The 18,912-nt window shown below is 65.7% G+C and carries 21 protein-coding genes; 15 read left to right on the forward strand and 6 right to left on the reverse strand.

The genetic code is table 11. The features are described from left to right. Nucleotides 1–798: an HAD family hydrolase gene (locus ACP15H_RS14230; protein ID WP_425066836.1), complete on the reverse strand. Its 798-nt coding sequence runs from the start codon at nucleotides 796–798 to the stop codon at nucleotides 1–3. Between the two features lie 53 nt (nucleotides 799–851). Here ACP15H_RS14230 and purB point away from each other — a divergent pair, with 53 nt between their 5' ends. Further along, complete coding sequence (gene purB / locus ACP15H_RS14235) at nucleotides 852–2,177, forward strand: adenylosuccinate lyase (protein ID WP_425066837.1); 1,326 nt, start codon at nucleotides 852–854, stop codon at nucleotides 2,175–2,177. A 3-nt stretch (nucleotides 2,178–2,180) separates the two neighbouring features. Here purB and ACP15H_RS14240 read toward each other — a convergent pair whose 3' ends face one another. The 4 genes from ACP15H_RS14240 to ACP15H_RS14255 are packed head-to-tail and all read right to left on the reverse strand — an operon-like array spanning nucleotide 2,181 to nucleotide 5,423. After that, nucleotides 2,181–3,500 carry a TRAP transporter large permease gene (locus tag ACP15H_RS14240; RefSeq protein WP_425066838.1) on the reverse strand — a complete coding sequence of 440 codons (1,320 nt, stop codon included), beginning with the start codon at nucleotides 3,498–3,500 and terminating at the stop codon, nucleotides 2,181–2,183. Continuing rightward, on the reverse strand, nucleotides 3,497–3,976 hold the full coding sequence (locus ACP15H_RS14245; RefSeq protein ID WP_425066839.1) for a TRAP transporter small permease: 480 nt from the start codon (nucleotides 3,974–3,976) through the stop codon (nucleotides 3,497–3,499). Before ACP15H_RS14245 ends, ACP15H_RS14240 begins: the two co-directional genes overlap by 4 nt. An 8-nt stretch (nucleotides 3,977–3,984) precedes the next feature. Then, nucleotides 3,985–5,037 (reverse strand): TRAP transporter substrate-binding protein, encoded by a 1,053-nt coding sequence (locus tag ACP15H_RS14250; protein ID WP_425066840.1) that lies wholly within the window; start codon nucleotides 5,035–5,037, stop codon nucleotides 3,985–3,987. A 59-nt stretch (nucleotides 5,038–5,096) separates the two neighbouring features. Beyond that, nucleotides 5,097–5,423: a DUF1476 domain-containing protein gene (locus tag ACP15H_RS14255; protein WP_425066841.1), complete on the reverse strand. Its 327-nt coding sequence runs from the start codon at nucleotides 5,421–5,423 to the stop codon at nucleotides 5,097–5,099. 112 nt (nucleotides 5,424–5,535) lie between these two features. Between ACP15H_RS14255 and ACP15H_RS14260 the strand changes: the two genes are divergently transcribed. The 10 genes from ACP15H_RS14260 (at nucleotide 5,536) to ACP15H_RS14305 (ending at nucleotide 13,501) form a co-directional block, all read left to right on the forward strand. Beyond that, on the forward strand, nucleotides 5,536–6,387 hold the full coding sequence (locus ACP15H_RS14260) for an FAS1-like dehydratase domain-containing protein (RefSeq protein ID WP_425066842.1): 852 nt from the start codon (nucleotides 5,536–5,538) through the stop codon (nucleotides 6,385–6,387). Beyond that, on the forward strand, nucleotides 6,384–6,917 hold the full coding sequence (locus tag ACP15H_RS14265) for a hypothetical protein (protein WP_425066843.1): 534 nt from the start codon (nucleotides 6,384–6,386) through the stop codon (nucleotides 6,915–6,917). The genes ACP15H_RS14260 and ACP15H_RS14265 overlap by 4 nt, the downstream gene beginning before the upstream one ends. A 22-nt stretch (nucleotides 6,918–6,939) precedes the next feature. Beyond that, nucleotides 6,940–7,986 carry a glycosyltransferase family 2 protein gene (locus ACP15H_RS14270; protein ID WP_425066844.1) on the forward strand — a complete coding sequence of 349 codons (1,047 nt, stop codon included), beginning with the start codon at nucleotides 6,940–6,942 and terminating at the stop codon, nucleotides 7,984–7,986. Between the two features lie 6 nt (nucleotides 7,987–7,992). Then, nucleotides 7,993–8,697 carry a methyltransferase domain-containing protein gene (locus tag ACP15H_RS14275; RefSeq protein WP_425066845.1) on the forward strand — a complete coding sequence of 235 codons (705 nt, stop codon included), beginning with the start codon at nucleotides 7,993–7,995 and terminating at the stop codon, nucleotides 8,695–8,697. Between the two features lie 290 nt (nucleotides 8,698–8,987). Then, complete coding sequence (locus ACP15H_RS14280; RefSeq protein WP_425069904.1) at nucleotides 8,988–9,773, forward strand: FadR/GntR family transcriptional regulator; 786 nt, start codon at nucleotides 8,988–8,990, stop codon at nucleotides 9,771–9,773. Continuing rightward, nucleotides 9,773–10,546: an ABC transporter permease gene (locus ACP15H_RS14285; protein ID WP_425066846.1), complete on the forward strand. Its 774-nt coding sequence runs from the start codon at nucleotides 9,773–9,775 to the stop codon at nucleotides 10,544–10,546. Before ACP15H_RS14280 ends, ACP15H_RS14285 begins: the two co-directional genes overlap by 1 nt. Then, nucleotides 10,543–11,352, forward strand: a complete 810-nt coding sequence (locus tag ACP15H_RS14290) for an ABC transporter permease (protein ID WP_425066847.1) — start codon at nucleotides 10,543–10,545, stop codon at nucleotides 11,350–11,352. Before ACP15H_RS14285 ends, ACP15H_RS14290 begins: the two co-directional genes overlap by 4 nt. Then, nucleotides 11,349–12,107 (forward strand): ABC transporter ATP-binding protein, encoded by a 759-nt coding sequence (locus ACP15H_RS14295; protein ID WP_425066848.1) that lies wholly within the window; start codon nucleotides 11,349–11,351, stop codon nucleotides 12,105–12,107. The genes ACP15H_RS14290 and ACP15H_RS14295 overlap by 4 nt, the downstream gene beginning before the upstream one ends. Before the next feature lie 3 nt (nucleotides 12,108–12,110). Further along, complete coding sequence (locus tag ACP15H_RS14300; RefSeq protein ID WP_425066849.1) at nucleotides 12,111–12,434, forward strand: hypothetical protein; 324 nt, start codon at nucleotides 12,111–12,113, stop codon at nucleotides 12,432–12,434. A 17-nt stretch (nucleotides 12,435–12,451) separates the two neighbouring features. Beyond that, the gene (locus ACP15H_RS14305) at nucleotides 12,452–13,501 is read left to right on the forward strand and encodes an ABC transporter substrate-binding protein (RefSeq protein ID WP_425066850.1); all 1,050 of its coding nucleotides are present in this window, start codon (nucleotides 12,452–12,454) and stop codon (nucleotides 13,499–13,501) included. Between the two features lie 33 nt (nucleotides 13,502–13,534). On the opposite strand, the gene ACP15H_RS14310 is transcribed toward ACP15H_RS14305, so the two are convergent. Further along, entirely contained in the window at nucleotides 13,535–14,656 is a 1,122-nt protein-coding gene (locus ACP15H_RS14310) for a ferritin-like domain-containing protein (protein ID WP_425066851.1), read from the reverse strand. A 140-nt stretch (nucleotides 14,657–14,796) separates the two neighbouring features. Here ACP15H_RS14310 and purC point away from each other — a divergent pair, with 140 nt between their 5' ends. The 4 genes from purC (at nucleotide 14,797) to purL (ending at nucleotide 18,905) form a co-directional block, all read left to right on the forward strand. Further along, nucleotides 14,797–15,561 carry a phosphoribosylaminoimidazolesuccinocarboxamide synthase gene (gene purC / locus ACP15H_RS14315; protein WP_425066852.1) on the forward strand — a complete coding sequence of 255 codons (765 nt, stop codon included), beginning with the start codon at nucleotides 14,797–14,799 and terminating at the stop codon, nucleotides 15,559–15,561. A gap of 9 nt (nucleotides 15,562–15,570) precedes the next feature. Continuing rightward, the gene (gene purS / locus ACP15H_RS14320) at nucleotides 15,571–15,813 is read left to right on the forward strand and encodes a phosphoribosylformylglycinamidine synthase subunit PurS (protein ID WP_425066853.1); all 243 of its coding nucleotides are present in this window, start codon (nucleotides 15,571–15,573) and stop codon (nucleotides 15,811–15,813) included. Between the two features lie 133 nt (nucleotides 15,814–15,946). Beyond that, nucleotides 15,947–16,639: a phosphoribosylformylglycinamidine synthase subunit PurQ gene (gene purQ, locus ACP15H_RS14325; protein ID WP_425066854.1), complete on the forward strand. Its 693-nt coding sequence runs from the start codon at nucleotides 15,947–15,949 to the stop codon at nucleotides 16,637–16,639. A gap of 46 nt (nucleotides 16,640–16,685) precedes the next feature. Next, nucleotides 16,686–18,905 carry a phosphoribosylformylglycinamidine synthase subunit PurL gene (gene purL, locus ACP15H_RS14330; protein WP_425069905.1) on the forward strand — a complete coding sequence of 740 codons (2,220 nt, stop codon included), beginning with the start codon at nucleotides 16,686–16,688 and terminating at the stop codon, nucleotides 18,903–18,905. Nucleotides 18,906–18,912: the final 7 nt, after the last annotated feature.

An 18,912-nucleotide genomic window follows, 5' to 3' on the forward strand; every position in this document is an offset into this window, starting at 1 on the left:
TCAGGCGCGCGCCGCCAGCAGCGCCTGTGCCAGCTCGACGAAGCCGGCGCCCGAGCGGCCCGAGGTGACCCAGCGCGGCCGGTGCTCCAGAAGGTCGGCGAAATCCACGACGTTGGCCACGCCCACCGCATTGGGAAAATAGCCGAACATCGGTGCGTCGTTGGGCGAGTCGCCCGAAAAAACGTAAGCCGCCTTGTCGGCCGCCAGGTCGATGCCGAACAGTTCCTGCATCATGGTCAGGCTGGTCGTGAGCTTGTCGTAGTCGCCGAACCAGCCGTTGACGTGGATCGAGCTCACCTTGGCATGAGCGCCGTGGCGCTCGAAGATCGCCACGATGCGCCGGACCTCGGCGGGCGGGAGCGGCGGCACGTCCTCGCAGAAATCGACCGCCAGGTCGGCCAGACGATAGGGCTGGTCGGAGGCGATCCCGGCGCCGGGCACTTCCTGCAGCATCTCGGCCCGCACCCGGTCCAGCCGCCGCCTTCCCTCCGCGCGCTCGGCCTCGGACTGGATGAAGCGGGTGCTCAGGCGCTTCTGGCGGCGGTCGTGCCACATCCAGAACGCGCCGTTCTCGCCGACCACGGCATCGACCGGCCAGAACCGGGCAATATGGTCGCACCAGCCGGCCGGCCGGCCGGTGACCGGCACGACCAGAAGGCCGGCCTGCTTCAGGGCCTGGAGGGCGCCATAGGCCTCGGCCGTCAGCGTTCCGTCGCTGGAGACGGTGTCGTCGATGTCGGTGAGCACGCCGCGCACGGCGGCCAGGGTTTCGCGGGGACAGTTCTCGAGCGGTTCCATGAGGCGCACTTCTAACATAGCGCCGGAGGCCCTTCGGCGTTAAAAGCCCGGCCATGATCCCGCGCTATTCACGGCCGCAAATGGCGGCCATCTGGGCCCCCGAGAATCGCTTCCGCATCTGGTTCGAGATCGAGGCGCATGCCTGCGATGCCATGGCCGAGGCCGGCATCATCCCGAAGGCCTCCGCCAAAGCCATCTGGGACGGCGGCGCCAAGGCAATGGAAGCGCTCAAGGCCGACCCCGCCGGCAATGTCGAGAAGATCGACGCCATCGAGCGCGTGACCAAGCACGATGTCATCGCCTTCCTGACCTGGCTGGGCGAGTTCATCGGCCCCGAGTCGCGCTTCGTCCACCAGGGCATGACCTCGTCCGACGTGCTCGACACCAGCTTCGCCGTGCAGCTCACCCAGGCGGCCGACCTGCTGCTGGCCGACGTCGACCGGCTGCTCGCCGCGCTGAAGAAGCGCGCCCTGGAGCACAAGGACACGCTCACCATCGGCCGCAGCCACGGCATCCATGCCGAGCCCACGACTTTCGGCGTGAAGCTCGCGGGCCACTACGCGGCCTTCCTGCGCAACCGCGCGCGTCTGGTGGCGGCCCGCGCCGAGATCGCGACCTGCGCCATTTCCGGACCCGTCGGCACCTTCGCCAACGTCGATCCCGGCATCGAGGCGCATGTCGCCCGCAAGCTCGGCCTCGCCGTCGAGCCGGTGTCGACGCAGGTCATCCCGCGCGACCGCCATGCCGCCTTCTTCGCGGCCCTGGGCGTCGTCGCCTCGTCGCTCGAGAACCTCGCCACCGAGTTCCGCCACCTGCAGCGCACCGAGGTGCGCGAGGCCGAGGAGTTCTTCTCGGCCGGGCAGAAGGGCTCGTCCTCGATGCCGCACAAGCGCAACCCGGTGCTGACCGAGAACATCACCGGCCTCGCCCGCGTCGTGCGCTCGGCGGTCGTGCCGGCGCTGGAAAACGTGACCCTGTGGCACGAGCGCGACATCTCGCACTCCTCGACCGAGCGCTACATCGCGCCCGACGCCACCGGCACGCTCGACTTCGCGCTGAACCGCATGGCCGGCGTGGTCGAGCAGCTCGTAGTCTATGCCGACCGCATGAAGGCCAATCTCGATTCTCTGGGCGGCCTCGTCTTCTCCCAGCGCATCCTGCTGGCACTGACCCAGAAGGGCATGAGCCGCGAGGCCTCCTACGCGGCCGTCCAGCGCAACGCGATGGACGCCTGGCGCGGCAACGCATCGCTCCTGGCGCTTTGCCGGGCCGACAAGGAGATTGCCGAGTTCATGTCGGACGACGAACTCACCGCGCTGTTCGACATGGGCTATCACACCAAGCACGTCGACACGATCTTCAAGCGGGTGTTTGGCTGACGCTCAGGTCAAGAGCCGCACCGTTGCGAGCGCCAGCGCCGGGAAGGCCATCACGAGGCCGAGCCTGATGATGTCGGCCGCGATGAAGGGCAGTACGGCACGGTAGATGCGCGTCAGCGCCACGTGACGGGCGATGGCGGAGACCACGAAGACATTCAGGCCGATCGGCGGCGCAGTGAGGCCGATGCCGACCACGATCAGCACCAGGACACCGAACCAGATCGCGACGTCGTCGGCCGGCATGCCGAAATCCAGCGCCTGCACGATCGGGAAGAAGATCGGCAAGGTGAGCAGGATCATGGCCAGCTCATCCATGACCGCGCCCAGCAGGATGTAGAAGAGCAGGATCAGCGCCATCACGCCGTAAGCCGTGAAGCCCGAATTGCCGATCCATTCGGCCGCGGCGACGGGAAGCTGCGACAGCGCCAAGAAAGCATTGAACACGTCGGCACCCAGCAGGATCAGGAAGATCATGCCGGCGGTCTCGGCGGTCTGCAGCAACGCCGCCTTCAGCCCCACCCAGCGCATGCCGCCGACCGACACGGCCACGACCAGCATCGCGATGACGCCCACCGCCGCGCCCTCGGTCGGCGAAAAGATGCCGCCGTAGATGCCTCCGATGACGACCAGTGCCACCAGAACGGCCGGCCAGACGGCGGCAACATCGCGCAGCCGCCGGTCGAGTGGCACGCGCGGCAGGGCCGGTCCCAGCTCGGGACGCCGGCGCACGACCAGGGCGACGACGACGCAGTAGAAGATCGCGGCCATGAAACCGGGGATGAAGGCTGCCATGAAGAGCTTGGCGATGTTCTGCTCGGTCGAGATGCCATAGACGACCAGGATCACCGAGGGGGGAATCAGGATGCCCAGCGTCCCGCCGACAGCGACGGTGCCGGCCGCGAAACCCGCATCGTAGCGGTAGCGCTCGAACTCGGGCAGCGCGGCGCGCGCGAAGGTAGCGGTGGTGGCCACCGACGATCCACAGATCGCGCCGAAGGCCGTGCAGGCGCCGATCAGGCCCATCGCCATTCCGCCGGGCCGATGGCCGACCAGACTAGACGCGGCGCGGAACAGGGATGTCGACAGGCCCGACTTCTCCGCCAGTGCACCCATCAGGATGAAGAGCGGGATGACCGAAAGCGTGTAATTGGAGAAGTCGTGATAGGGCGTGGCCTTGATGTAGTTCAGGAAGGTCGGCCAGCCGCCCAGCCAGGCATAACCCGCACCGCCCACGAACAGGAGCGACAGCCCGATCGGCATGCGCATCGCCATCAGCAGCAGCATGATCGCGAAGCCCGCGATGGCGGCCGTCGTGCCCGTCATGTCCCCGATCCGAAGCGACCAGCCGCGGTGACCAGCGACGCCAGCGCCAGCAGGCCCGCCATGGCGGCGCAGGCCATGATCGCCCACCCGACCGGCAGGCCCAGCACCATGGAGGTCGTGTGCGAGTCGAGGGCGTCGGTGGCGCCGACCGAGAGCCGCCACCCCAGCAGGGCAGCGACGGCGGCATAGACCACGTCCCAGAAGGCGTCGATCGCCGCGGTCGCGCGCGGCGGCAGCCGGCTCGTGAAGGTGTCGACCAGCATGTTGCCGCGACGAAGCTGCGTGTAGGGCAGGAAGGAGAAGATCGCGAGCGCGACCGCCATCTGCACCGTCTCGAAATCGCCCGGCAGGCCATTGGAGGTAGCCCAGCGCAGCCCGACGCTCACCGTCACGAGGCCGGCGATGAACAGCGACAGCGCCGCGCCCGCCAGGGCAAGCGCCGCGCCCAGCCTCTCCGCCCTTTGCGTCCAGCCCATGCGGGGGCTCAGGACATCTTGTACTTCTGGACCAGCGTTCGAACCGCCTCGACCAGCTTGGCGCCGTCGAGGTTGCGGTCCTTGACCGACGCGATCCACGCATCGATCACCGGCTGCGTGGTCTTTCGCCAGCGGACCGCCTCGTCGACCGAGATCTCGCTGATGACGTTGCCGCCGCGCTTGGCGACCATCTCCGCCACCGCCGCGCCGGCATCGTCCCAAGTCTTGCCCGCCATCGTCGCGGCCGCCATCCCGGAGTTGGCGTCGAGGATCTTCTTCAGGTCGGCGGGCATCTTGTCGTAGCTGCCCTTGTTCATGGCGAGCACGAAGGTCGCGGTGTACAGGGTCGGCGATCCCGGGATACCGGTATGGTACTTCAGCAGCTCCTGCACCTTGATGGCGGGCACGACCTCCCACGGGACGACACAGCCGTCGATCACTTTCTGGGCCAGGCTCTCGGGCACCTGCGGGATCGGCATGCCGATCGCGCTGGCCCCCAGCGCCTTGAGCGCCTCGCCCGCCTGCCGCGTCGGGAAGCGCAACTTCAGGCCCTTCAGGTCCTCCATCGTCTTCACCTGCCTGTTGGCATGGATCAGCCCGGCATCGTGCGCCCAGGCGCAGACCAGATGGACTTCCTTGAACTCGTCCTTGAGGTAGGTGTCGGCATACTCCTGGAACGCCTTGGCGTTCACGATGCCGAGCTTGTCGGCGACGAAGGGCAGCTCCATCGCCTCGCTTGCCGGGAAGCGGCCCGGCGTGTTGCCCGGCAGGGTCCAGACGATGTCGGCCACGCCGTCGCGTGCCTGATCGTAGAGCTGGGGCGGGGCGCCGCCGAGCTGCATCGCAGGGAAGATCGTGATCTTGACGCGGCCGTTGGACTCAGCCTCGATCTTGCGAACCAGCGGCGTCAGGAACTTCTGGTGGATGTTCGAGGCGGCCGGCAGGAAGTGGTGCAGCTTGAGGTTGACTTCGGCAGCCTGCGCGTAGCCCTCGCGCAGCAATGCGGGCGCGGCCACGGCGGCGCCCGCATACGCAAACATCTTGCGACGATTGATCGGCACTGATGCCTCCCTAAGACTTTTCTTATGGGAGGCAGCCTAGCACAGGCGAAACAGCCCGGTTAGCGGACTTCGGTCATGATCTGCTGCCGGGCTTCGTCGGTGAGACGATGCGACTCCTTGCGGATCGCGTGCTCGTCCGTCGGCTTGCCGGCCGCGGCCAGGTCGGTCATCAGCTTCTGCACAACGTCGGAATCGCCCGGCTTCTCGAAGTCGGCCATCACCACATCCTTGGCATAGGCCTCGGCATCGGCGCCCGTCTTGCCCATCAGGCTGGCGGCCCACAGGCCCAGCAGCTTGTTGCGGCGCGAGTTGACCTTGAATTTCAGCTCCTCGTCGTGCTCGTACTTGGCTTCGAAGGCTTTCTCGCGATCGTCGAAGGTGGTCATCGGCCGCTCCGGTTGGGCATGTCTTATGGGGGCGGTATATAGCGACCGCGACACCGTCTTTCCACCCTGCGTTCGCAGTGGCAGTGTCACGCCTGCAGAGAGGAAACCCGAGATGTCGCTGGAAAAACTGAAAGACTGGATCGGCCGGACGCAATCCATGGAGGATCTCGCCGCCCCCTTCCCGGTCCGCGCCCTGTCCGCGACCTTCGACGAGACGGGTGATGCCGACCCGAAGAACGGCGATCCCCTGCCGCCGCTCTGGCACTGGCTCTACTTCCTGGAGGTCGCGCCGCAGTCGAAAATCGGCTCCGACGGCCATGCCCAGCGCGGCGATTTCCTGCCGCCGGTGCCGCTGCCGCGCCGCATGTGGGCCGGCAGCCGCTTCTCCTTCGACGGCGAGCCGATCCGCGTCGGCGACACGGTCCATCGCCTGTCCGAGATCAAGTCGGTCGAGCCCAAGTCCGGCTCGACCGGATCGATGGTCTTCGTGACCGTGCAGCACACGATCTCAGGCCCACGCGGCATCTCCTTCGTCGAGGAGCACGACATCGTCTATCGCGAGGCGGCCAAGCCGGGCGAAACGCCGAAGCCGCCCCGGCCGGCGCCGGCCGACGCGACCTGGACGCGTACCGTCCTGGCCGACCCCGTACTGTTGTTCCGCTTCTCCGCCCTCACCTTCAACGGCCACCGCATCCACTACGACCAGCCCTATGTGACGGGCGTCGAAGGCTATCCCGGGCTGATCGTCCACGGGCCGCTGATGGGCATGCTGCAGATCGAACTGGCGCGCCGCTCCAACGCGGGTAAGCTGGTTCGCAGTTTCGAGTTCCGTGCCCTCTCGCCGGTGTTCGGCGGGGCGGCTCTTGGCGTTCACGGCCGCCGCGAACCGGACGGCTCGGTCACGACATGGATCGCCGATCCCAACGGCGGTCTCGCACAACAGGGCAAGGCGACCTTCCGATGATCCACACGCATCATTCCGGCTGCGGCTGCCTCGCCGCCCTCTCGCGCCGCAACCTGCTGGGCTTGGGTCTCGGCGCCGCCGCAGTGGCGGCCGCCGGCCCGGCGCTGGCCGTCGATGACGGGTACGAGGCGATGCTGATGAAGTGCATCGATCCGCGCTTCACCACGGACGTCTGGAAGTACATGACGTCGCGGGGCTGGCAGAACCAGTACAGCCAGTTCAACATTGCCGGCGGGCCCATCGCCGCGGTGGCCCCGATCTTCCAGGAATGGCGCGCCGCCTGGGAAGCCAATCTCGACATCTCGGTCCAGCTTCACAACGTGAAGCGGCTGATCGGCATGGCCCACCGCGACTGCGGCGCCGCCGCCCTCGCCTATGGCAACCGCATCAAGACCGACCGCGCCTTCGAAACCGAAATGTTGAGCCAGGGGCTGCGCGCCTTCCGCGACCAGGCCAGCAAGCGCCAGCCGCAGCTCATCGTCGAGCTGGGGATCATGAATCTCGACGGCACCGTCGAAACCGTATCCTAGATTCCGCGCAGTTCCGTCCGTCGTGCCCGATTCTCTCCCCTTCGCCTCCGACGGCAGCCTCGACAAGGACACGGCGCTGGCGCACCAGCTTGCCGTCCAGCGGGCGCGGCGGCCCATGGATCCGCTTGTCTCGCTGGTCGTGCCCGTGTTCAACGAGGAAGAGTCGATCGCCGTCTTCCTCACCACCACGGTGCCGCTGCTGGAGCGCGACGGCCTCCGCTTCGAGATCGTGTTCGTCAACGACGGCTCGCGCGACAACACTTTCGCGCGGCTGTTTCATCGCAGCCGAATCGACCGGCGAATCCGCATCGTCAACCTGTCGCGCAACTTCGGCAAGGAAGCCGCCCTCACCGCGGGCATCGACCATGCCCGCGGCGACGTCCTGATCCCGATGGATATCGACCTGCAGGATCCGCCGGAACTGATCGCCGCCTTCGTCACGCGCTGGCGCGAGGGCTACGACATCGTCTACGGCATCCGCACGGCGCGCCACACCGACACCCCGGCCAAGCGGGTCTCGGCCGGCTGGTTCTACCGGGTGTTCAATTCCATGTCGCCGGTGCGCATCCCGCCAAATGTCGGCGATTTCCGGCTGGTCGACCGCCGCGCCGTCGAGGTGCTGCGCCAGCTGCCCGAGCGCAACCGCTTCATGAAGGGCCTGTTCGCCTGGGTGGGCTTCAGCTCGGTCGGCGTGCCCTACGAGCGGCCCGAGCGCGCGGCCGGCACCAGCAAGTTCAACTTCTGGCGGCTCTGGAACTTCGCCATCGACGGCGTCGTGAGCTTCTCGACCGCGCCGCTGCGCGCCTGGTTCTATGTCGGCCTGGCGATCGCCATCGTGGCGGTGCTCTACGCCCTGTTCATCGTCACCCGCGTGCTCATCTTCGGCGTCGACACGCCAGGCTACGCCTCGCTGCTGATCGCGGTCCTGCTGATGGGCGCGATCCAGCTTCTCTCGCTCGGGATCATCGGCGAGTATCTCGGCCGCCTGTTCGTCGAGGTGAAGGGCCGTCCGATCTACATCGTCGAGGGCGTCTACGAGGACGGCACGACCGAGCCGCCAAAGCCCTGACCGTCGATGGACCTCAAGGAAGAAGACATACTGGGCGCCGGTATCGGCAACCATTGGTACTACCGCTCCAAGGCCGCCGCGCTGCGCCGCGCCGTGCGCTCCCTGGCCCCCAGGCGCCTGCTCGACGTCGGCGCGGGCTCGGGCTTCTTCTCGCGCCATCTGCTCGAACGGACGGCGGCCGCGAGCGCGCTCTGTGTCGACATCGGCTATCCCTCGGACCGCGACGACCGCGTCGCCGGGAAGCCCGTGCGCTACCGCCGCGACACCGGCCCGACCGACTGCGACCTCGTGCTGATGATGGACGTGCTGGAGCATGTCGACGACGATCGCGGGCTGGTAAGGCACTACGCGGAAAAGGTGCCGGCCGGCGCGCATTTCCTGGTGACGGTGCCCGCCTTCGCCTTCCTGTGGAGCGGCCACGACGTCTTCCTCGAGCACAAGAGGCGCTACCGCCTGCCCGGCATCGAGACCGTGTTGCAGGAGGCCGGTCTCGAGATCGTTCGCGGCAGCTACTATTTCGGCTTCGTCTTCCCGCTCGCCGCCGCCGTGCGCCTCGCCGACCGCAACACGACGGAACCTCGCAGCAGCCTGAAGAAACAGGGCGCCCTCACCAACGCCCTCCTCACCGCAATCTGCGCCGCCGAACTCCCGATCTTCCCGATCAACCGCCTGGCAGGTCTCTCCTGCTTCGTGCTCGCACGAAAACTCTAGAGAAACTCAACTCAGGGCATTGGCAGGCTGTTGAAAGAGCCACCGACACTGTCGGTCGTGCGTCTCAGCCAATTCTCTTGCGGGTACACCTGTTGCTGCGGCGCGGTGTTGCCTCGCAGCGTCGGCTCAACAGTGCCGACCTATTCGCATCGAACGACAACGTGGCCCTACTTCCAATCATCGGATGTTAAACATCCGATGTTAAACATCCGATGATTGCACCCGCTTCCGATCGGTGTATGATTTGAACTTGCCAGCCGGCCGAAGAGCCGGCGGCCGGGAGCAAACAGATCTTGTCTACCAAGCGCGCGAAATCCGTTGAAGTGCGTTCGAAGCCGGGGCGTATCTACACCGTGCTGACGACGCTCGGGCGCGAGATCGCTCAAGGGATCATTCCGGCCGGGGCGGTGCTGCCTCCCGAATGCGATCTCGAAAGCCGCCTCGGCGTCGGCCGCGGCGTGATACGTGAGGCGATCAAGACATTGTCGGGCAAAGGGCTCGTCAGCGTCCGGCCACGCCACGGAACCCGTGTGTTGCCGCGGCGCGATTGGAGTCTGCTCGATCGCGACGTGTTGAATTGGCTCGTGGGACAGGAAAATCCCGACCGTGAGTTGCTGCTGGCTGTTCAGGAAGTCCGCTCGATCATTGAGCCAGCCGCCGCCGCGCTCGCAGCCACCCGTGCCACCAAGACGGACCTGTTGCGGATCAATGCGGCCCTCGCCGCGATGGAAGCCTCAGACAGTCAAGCCACCGCAACTGCCGCAGACAAGGCGTTTCACCTCGCCATTCTCGACGCGACCCACAATCCGGTCTTGCAGGGCTTTCGCGGTGCGATCGACACAATTCTGAGCGCGGTGTTTGTGGTTGCCGTGGACAGCGTCGATGGCTGGTTCGACGGTAACCTGCCCAATCATGCCACGATCGCGCGCGCCATCGAACAACGGGACGCCACAAAGGCCCGCAACGCGATGGAGCGGGTCCTTGGTTACACCCAGGCCCACTTGTCCAAACCAAAAGTCGGCACCCGGCGCCGCGCCGGTCGCACGGGTGCCCGCCGGCCCCTGAGTCAAACGTGATGCGGCGCAAGCTCACTTCGGCGCTCCGGTTCTGCGCTCCCTTTGCCGTTCTGCTCGCTCTCTGGGCGATCCTTGTCCCGTACTTCGATGTCAATCCCCGGTTGCTTCCATCGCTTGGCTCGGTGGTCCAAGCCGGGATCGAGGGAATTCAGGACGGTACGCTGATCCACCACATCGGCGCGAGCCTGCTCCGCGTCGCTGTCGGCACAGTGCTTGGCCTGTTGGTCGCCATTCCCCTGGGCATCGCCATGGGCGTCAGCCCCGTTTTTTCCAGCTTTCTGACGCCCCCGCTCCGGTTTTTCTCGGTACTGGCTGGCATCGCCTGGATCCCCATTGCGACCCTGTGGTTCGGCTACGGCTTCGGCGCCATCACATTCGTCATCTTCAATGCCGTGTTCTTCATCGTGACATACAACACGCTGCTCGGCGTCTCGACGATCCCCCTGCACGTACGCAACGCGGCCGCATCACTCGGTGCGGGGCGATGGGCGATGCTGACCGAGGTTCTCCTGCCGGGCGCACTGCCTCACATCGTCACCGGCATACGAACCGGCTTGGGCTTCGCCTGGCGCGGGCTGATCGCCGCCGAGATGATCGCCACCAACGTCGGCCTCGGTTACATGCTTTTCGTGGCGCGGGATTTCTACAAGACCGAAGTGATCGTGCTTGGCATGGTCGTGATCGGCGTTCTGTGGCTGCTGCTCGATCGTCTGCTATTGGCACCGCTCGAGCGCACGACCATCGAGCGCTGGGGCATGGTGCAACGCGCATGAAATCCTTTCTTCTCGGGATATGGAGCCGTTGCGTACGCCTGACGGTGCGCTGGCCGTCCGTGGTTGCGATCGCGCCGTTCCTTCTCCTGATCGCCATCTGGTGGATCGTCACAGAGATGCAGATATTCCCACGCGTGTTCCTGCCGGGACCGCTGGACGTCGTGCACTCGTTCGGCTCGCTGGTCTATACCGGCATCCTGCCGGAGTATCTGCAGGACAGCATGGTACGGCTCGCCGTCGGCGCGTTCTGGGGGATCGCGATCGGCATTCCGCTCGGGATGTTGGTCGGTCTCAGCTCGCGGGCGCATACTGCGCTTTGGCCGCCCCTGCTGTTCTTCCAGGCCATTGGCGACATCGCCTGGCTGCCGATCCTGGTGATCTGGTTTGGCTACGGCCTCACCACCATGACCGTCATCATCGTCTACACGGTGATATTCCCGGTCATCCTGAACACAGTGCTGGGCGTTCGTTCGATCCCGATCACCATGCATCGCGCCGCGCAAAGCCTTGGCGCCTCGCGTACCCGCATTCTTTGGGAAGTGGTGCTGCCCGGCGCGCTCCCCAGCATCATGACGGGCCTGCGCAATGGGCTGGGCTACGGATGGCGCGCCCTGATCGCAACCGAGATCATCGTCGGTACCAGCGGAATCGGATTTCTCATGTTCGATGCGCGCCGTGCCGGCTCCGTCGTCGAGATCCTGCTCGGCATGATCATCCTCGGTATCCTCTGGTACATCGTCGACGGCTGGATTCTGGCGCCTATCGAACGCGCCACCGGTCAGCGGTGGGGATTGGTGACACGATGAAAAATCTGACCATCCGCAATCTGTCGAAGACCTACTTCGACCCCTATGCCGGCACCAACGTCACGGCGGTCCACGATGTATCGCTGGACGTGCAGCAGGGCGAGTTCGTGTCTATCGTCGGGCCGTCGGGCTGCGGCAAGACCACCATCCTGAACATGATCGCGGGCTTCCTTCCCTACACGGGCGGCGAGATCCTGCTCGACGGCCGGCCGGTGAAGGGACCAGGAGCCGACCGTGGCGTGGTGTTTCAATCGTTCGCGCTTTTTCCCTGGAGGACCGTGCTCGAAAACGTCGCCTTCGGTCCGAAGATGCGCGGCGTCGGCAAGGCGCAGCGCGAGAAGATCGCGCACGAATATCTGGCCCTCGCCAAGCTGACCGAGGCAGCCAGACGCTATCCCGCCGAACTGTCGGGCGGCATGCAGCAGCGTGTCGGCGTGGTTCGCGCGTTGGCCAATGAGCCGGACGTGCTGCTGATGGACGAGCCGTTCGCGAGCATCGACGCCCAGACGCGCATGACGCTGCAGGAGGAACTCACCCGCATCTGGCAGGAGAAGCGTCCCACGGTGATTTTCATCACTCACGACGTAGGCGAAGCCGTGTTTCTCGCCGATCGGGTCGTGGCACTGTCCAAAGGACGCGTGCTCGAGGAGATTGCCGTGGACCTGCCCCGCCCACGTTCCTGGGACGCCTTGAACGACGACGTGCGATTCAAGGAACTGTCGGCCCGCGTTCTTCAACTCGTGCGATCGGCCTGATACATGCTGAACGATGCCCTCAGGTCGCGAAAGACGCATGTCCTGCTGGCCGTGGCGGTCTGCTACTTGGCCTGGCAGCTCTGGTTGACCATCGCCGCGCCGTACAAGATCGCGGATTTTTCCAATGGCCCCGAGAAGGTCAACGTACTGATTACCCTGCCGTTTCCACCCGAGCGTTTCCACGTACAGCTGTTCCAGACCTACGGCAGGGTCTCTGGGACACAAGACAACGCCGTTGAAGTTCGAGGAGTGAAACGAGCGGACCTCGCGACCGTCGCCCGCCCTTACTGGGTTACGCGCGTCGAGCCGCTTCAACCAGGAGGGTGAGGAAAATGCCAAGGATCATGACACTGCTCGTTGCCCTGTTGCTGTTGCCGCTGTCGGCAATGGCGCAGGCCAAGGATCCGGTAAAGCTCAAGGTCGGCATGGTTGCCGCCGTCGACATGCTGGCACTGCCGATCGCACTCGAGCGCGGCTTCTTCGAGAAATACGGGCTGGACGTCACCATCGCGCGCCCCTACGCCACCGGCGTCGATGCACTCAATGCCTTGCAGGCGGGCGAGACCGACATGGTGCAGGCTGGCGTGCCGGCCATCGGCGCCATCCTGCGTGGCATGGACCTGGTGTTCTTCGGCAATTTCAGCGGCAGTGCCACCAAACTCGGCTCCGATGCGACGCTTGCGCTGATCGCCGGCAAGGACTCGGGTATCGTCAAGGGTGATCTCAAGAGCCTCAAGGGCAAGAAGATCGGCACTTCGTTCGGCACCATCAATCATCTCTATATCCTTGGCTTGCTCGAGAAGGCTGGCCTCACGCCTTCCGACGTCACTCTCGTCAACACGCCGCCGCCGGAAATGAGCGTGGCGCTGCTCGCCAAGGGCGTGGATGCGTTCGTGTGCTGGGACCCGGCACCGGTGATCGCCATGAAGGACGTACCAGGCGCGATCGAAGTGATCCGCGGCGGCGACGTCATCTCCTACCTCGGCTTCAACATCGCGTTGCGACCCTGGGTGGAGAAGAATGGGCCGACGATCGAGAAGTTCCTGGCGGCCGTGTCGGAGGCCGATCAGTGGATGCGCAAGAATCCCAAGCAGGCAGCCGCCATCGGTACGCGCTGGATTCCCGGGTTGAAGCTGGACGTGGCGGAGACTGCCATGCAGTACAACGTCCAGCAGGTGGACCGGCGCATCTCAGCCCACAACTATCGTGCGCTGTGGAAGGCCCAAGACACACTGCAACGGCTGGGCGTCATCAAGACGGTGTTCGACGTGAACAAGCACATCGAACCGAAGTTCATCCTCAGCGTGATGAAGACCTACCCGGAGCTGTTTTCCGACCTGCAGCCCATTCCTGCGGACGTGGCCATCACGCCGGGCTACGTGTTCAAGCCCTGAACCAGAGTTGCCGCGCATGCCCGAAGGCGCAATTCAGCCTGCGGGCACCACGTCCTTCGAGGCGATACGCTTGCGCTTCGCGTTGATCTCGCGGAGCGTGACCATCATCTCCTCGGCGACGATGTCGCCGGGAATGCCGTCGCCCTCGGATTCGAGTTCCTTCATGTCGACCCAGACGCCGTAGAGCGGCGCGGTGCGCGAGGTGATGATGCCGGCATGCAGGAGCGTCTTGATCAGCACCCGGAAGATGTTGGTGCTTTCCTTCAGGTTGGCGCGGCGGTCCTCGTCGGTGAAGACCTCCTTCATCGCGTCGCGCACCCACTGCCAGTCGAGCCCGTACTTGGCGTAGATGACCTGCTTCTGCTCGGCGTTGATGAGGTTGAACAGCAGCGTCTGGAAGATCTGGGCCGCCCAGTCCTCGACCTTCCTGTGCTCGTCCTCGCTGAGATGGCGGATGGTCCGGGAGGCCCAGATCCGGCCAAAGCGGTGGTGGAAGGCCTCGTCGCTCATCACCAGCTGGACCAGCCGGCGCAGCACCGGGTCGTTGGTCTTGGCATTGAGCGTCGCGAAGGAGCCCATGGCGATGCCTTCGATCAGCATCTGCATGCCGACGATCTTCTTGTAGACCTCTTCCGTGGTCACGAGGTCGGTGAGAACCGTGGCGATGGTCTTGCCCACCGGCAGGGGCGCGCCCCAGCGCCGGCCGATATAGCGCGTGAACCCTGCAACATGACGGGCTTCCTCGCGGGCCTGGTTGGCGGCGTATTCCTGGGCGCCGGGGTCGAGCAGGATGTGGCAGAGGCTGGCCGACAGCGAGAGCGCCCCCTGCTCGCCGTGCAGCAGGTTGGAGATCGACCAATGCATGACGTCGTTGGCGAGGCCGATCCTCTGGCCCTCGTCCAGCCGGTCCGCCACCGCACTCCGCAGCTCGACCACATTGTCCAGGGGCATGATCGGCGTCCGGACCATGTCGAAAGGCTGGTCGAAGTCGATATAGGCCTTGTCGAGGGGATCCCAGAAATGGTCGTGGGTGGCCGAAATGATGCCGTCGAAGGCGTCGGTGCGGCGGCCATACCGGGGAACTTCCAGCATTGCCGGAAAATCCTCACGTCCGACCGTGTCATAGGCCTTGTCGTAGGTGATTTGCTGGGCCATGTGAGGCCTCCTGTTCCGAGTTCAATATGACGACCCCGTCACCTTTTTCAATGGATTTTTCCCCAGTACCGGCGCATGGCGTTTCCGCCATATTCCGCCCGAAAGGCGGGCGAGCCGCATCGCCCGCGCAGGAGTAAGACATGTCCCGCCGTCGCCGCATCTACGAGGGCAAGGCCAAGACCTTGTTCGAGGGGCCCGAACCCGGGACGATCGTCCAGTACTTCAAGGACGACGCGACCGCCTTCAACAACCAGAAGAAGGGGGTCATCACCGGCAAGGGGGTGATCAACAACCGCATCTCCGAGTTCCTGATGACCAAGCTCGGGGAAATCGGCGTGCCGACCCATTTCATCCGCCGGCTGAACATGCGCGAGCAGCTCATCCGGCAGGTCGAGATCATCCCGCTCGAGATCGTGGTCCGCAACGTCGCCGCCGGCTCCTTCGCCAAGCGTTTCGGCGTCGAGGAAGGCACGCAGCTCCCCCGCTCGATCATGGAGTTCTTCTACAAGAACGACGCGCTGGGCGACCCGATGGTCACCGAGGAGCACATCACCGCCTTCGGCTGGGCGACGCCCCAGGACCTCGACGACATCGTGGCGCTGACCTTGCGGGTGAACGATTTCCTGTTCGGCCTGTTCCTCGGCTGCGGCATCAAGCTGATCGATTTCAAGATCGAGTTCGGCCGCCTCTACGAGGACGACATGGTCCGGATCGTGCTGGCCGACGAGATCAGCCCGGATTCGTGCCGGCTGTGGGATCTCAGGACCAACGAGAAGATGGACAAGGACCGGTTCCGCCGCGACCTCGGCAAGGTCGAGGAAGCCTACCAGGAAGTGGCGCGGCGCCTCGGCATCCTCATCGACCAGGGACCGGGCGACGTGCGCGGCCCCACCACGCTGCAGTAAAGAGGCGACATGAAAGTCAGAGTCCACGTGACCCTCAAGAACGGCGTGCTCGACCCCCAGGGCAAAGCCATCGGACATTCGCTGAACCGGCTGGGCTTCCCGGAGGTCGGCGACGTGCGCCAGGGCAAGTTCATCGAGCTCGAGCTCGCCGAGACCGACAAGGCGAGGGCCAAGGCCCGTGTCGAGGAGATGTGCAAGAAGCTGCTCGCCAACACGGTGATCGAGAACTACTCGATCGAACTGGTGGGCTGATGAACACGTCGCGTCTTGGCTGGGGGCGCGCCACTGCGCGCGGGGTAATTCCCCTCGCTGAAGTGGCGCGACCTTCGCCTGTATCAACAACGACGCGCCACGGAGTGGCGCGCCCCCAGCGGAAGATCACGAAATGAAAGCGGCGATCCTCGTCTTTCCCGGCTCCAATCGCGAAGGCGATGTGGCGCAGGCGATCGAACTGGTCACCGGGCGCCGGCCGCAGATGGTGTGGCACGGCGACGGCGACTTCGAGAAGGTCGACCTGATCGTCGTGCCGGGCGGCTTCTCCTACGGCGACTATCTGCGCTGCGGCGCGATGGCCGCACAGTCGCCGGTGATGGCCGAAGTGAAGAAGCGCGCCGCGCAGGGCGTGCCGGTGCTGGGCATCTGCAACGGCTTCCAGATCGTGACCGAGGCGGGCCTGCTGCCGGGCACCCTGATGCGCAACTCGCACCTCAAGTTCGTCTGCGCCGACGTCCACCTCCGGGTCGAGACCAGCCAGAGCCTGTTCACCAACCGCTACCAGGCCGGCCAGGTGATCAAGGTGCCGGTGGCCCATGCCGAGGGCAACTACTTCGCCGATGCCGACACGATGAAGCGGCTCGAGGATCGCGGCCAGATCGCCTTCCGCTACTGCGGCCCCGACGGCTCGATCGTCGACGGACGCGGCAATCCCAACGGCTCCAGCAGCAACATCGCCGGTGTCTTCAACGACACCAAGACGGTGCTGGGCCTGATGCCCCATCCCGAGAATGCGGTGGAGCCGATGTTCGGCGGCACCGACGGCAAGGCCCTGTTCGAGGGCATGGTCGAAGCCCTTTCATGAAAGACGCGTCGTGACCGTAGCCCAGGAAAAGAACCCGCCCGTAAAACTGCCGAACGAGCCCGCGATCACCCCGCAGATCGTGGCCGAGCACGGGCTGGCGCCGGACGAGTACGAGCGCCTGCTGAAGATCATGGGCCGCACGCCCACGATGGTGGAGCTCGGCATCTTCTCGGCGATGTGGAGCGAGCACTGCTCCTACAAGTCCTCGAAGGTGTGGCTGAAGAAGCTGCCGACCAAGGCGCCCTGGGTCATCCAGGGCCCGGGCGAGAATGCCGGCGTCATCGACATCGGCGACGGCCAAGCCGCCATCTTCAAGATGGAGAGCCACAACCACCCCTCCTACATCGAGCCCTACCAGGGCGCGGCGACGGGGGTCGGCGGCATCCTGCGCGACGTATTCACGATGGGCGCGCGGCCGGTGGCCAACCTCAACGCGCTGCGCTTCGGCGACCCGAAGCATGCCAAGACGCGCCACCTCGTGTCGGGCGTGGTCGCGGGCATCGCCGGCTACGGCAACTGCATGGGCATTCCCACCGTGGGCGGCGAGACCAACTTCCATGCCGCCTACAACGGCAACATCCTGGTCAACGCCATGACCGTGGGCGTCGCCGCGACCGACAAGATCTTCTATGCGGCGGCCGCCGGCATCGGCAATCCGATGGTCTATGTCGGCTCCAAGACGGGCCGCGACGGCATCCACGGCGCCACCATGTCCTCCACCGAGTTCAACGAGGACAGCGAGAGCAAGCGCCCCACCGTGCAGGTCGGCGATCCGTTCGTCGAGAAGCTGCTGCTGGAAGCCTGCCTCGAACTGATGGCGACCGACGCCATCATCGCCATCCAGGACATGGGCGCGGCCGGCCTCACCTCCTCCTCGTTCGAGATGGCGGCCAAGGGCGGGCTCGGCCTCGTCATGGAACTCGACAAGGTGCCGATGCGCGAGACCGGCATGAATCCCTACGAGCTCATGCTGTCGGAGAGCCAGGAGCGCATGCTGATCGTGCTGAAGCCCGGCCGCGAGGACCAGGCGCGCGCGATCTTCGAGAAGTGGGAACTGGACTTCGCCGTGATCGGCCACCTGACCGACACCGAGCGCATGGTGCTGACCTGGCATGGCGACGTGGTGGGCAACATCCCGATCCCGCCGCTGGTCACCGAAGCGCCGATGTACGAGCGGCCGTGGACCCTGACGCCGCTGCCGCCCGAGCTGGACGCCTCGAAGGTGCCGGCGCCGACAGACTGGAAGGCCTCGCTGCTCACCCTGATGAGCTGCCCCGATCTCGCCAGCAAGGCGTGGATCTGGCACCAGTACGACCATCTCATCATGGGCAACACGGCGATCCGCCCGCAGGGCGGCGACGCTGCGCTGGTGCGCGTGCCGGGAGCTCCCAAGGTCGTGAGCCACAAGGGCCTCGCCATGACGTCGGACTGCACGCCGCGCTACGTGCAGGCCCATCCCGAGACCGGCGGCCGCCAGGCCGTGGCCGAGGCGTGGCGCAACATCACCGCGGTCGGCGCCCGGCCGCTCGCCGTCACCGACAACATGAACTTCGGCAATCCGCAGAAGCCGGAGATCATGGGCCAGTTCGCCGGCGCCATCATGGGCATGGCGGAAGCCTGCACCGCGCTCGACTTCCCCGTCGTGTCGGGCAACGTCTCCCTCTACAACGAAACCGAGGGCCGGCCGATCCTGCCGACCCCGACCATCGGTGCGGTGGGCGTGATCGATGACATCGCGACCTCCGCGGGCTCGCGCCTGGTGCAGTCCGGCCTCGCACTGGTGCTGATCGGCGAGACGAAGGGCTGGCTCGGCCAGTCGATCTACCTTCGCGAACTGCACGGCCGCGAGGAAGGTGCCCCGCCGCCGGTCGACCTCGCCGTCGAACGGCGCAACGGTGACTTCGTGCGCGGCGAGATCGTCGGCCGCCGCGTCCATGCCTGCCACGACCTCTCGGATGGCGGCCTGCTCGTGGCGCTCGCCGAGATGTGCCTATCGGGCGGCACCGGCGCCTGCATCAAGCTGCCGGCGAGCGACGTGGCGCCCCACGCCTATCTCTATGGCGAGGACCAGGGCCGCTACCTGATCGCCACCGACGATGGCCCCGCCCTCGTCGAGGCCGCCCGCAAGGCCGGCGTGCCGGCAGTGCTGCTGGGCTATTCCGGCGGTCCGGATATCTCGGTCGACGGGCTCCTCACCCTGCCGCTGCAGGAGTTGCACGACGCCCACGAGAACTGGCTGCCCGGCTACATGAACAGCGCCGCCTGAGGATTTC

The sequence above is a fragment of the Reyranella sp. genome (assembly GCF_965249915.1).
GTDB lineage: Bacteria > Pseudomonadota > Alphaproteobacteria > Reyranellales > Reyranellaceae > Reyranella.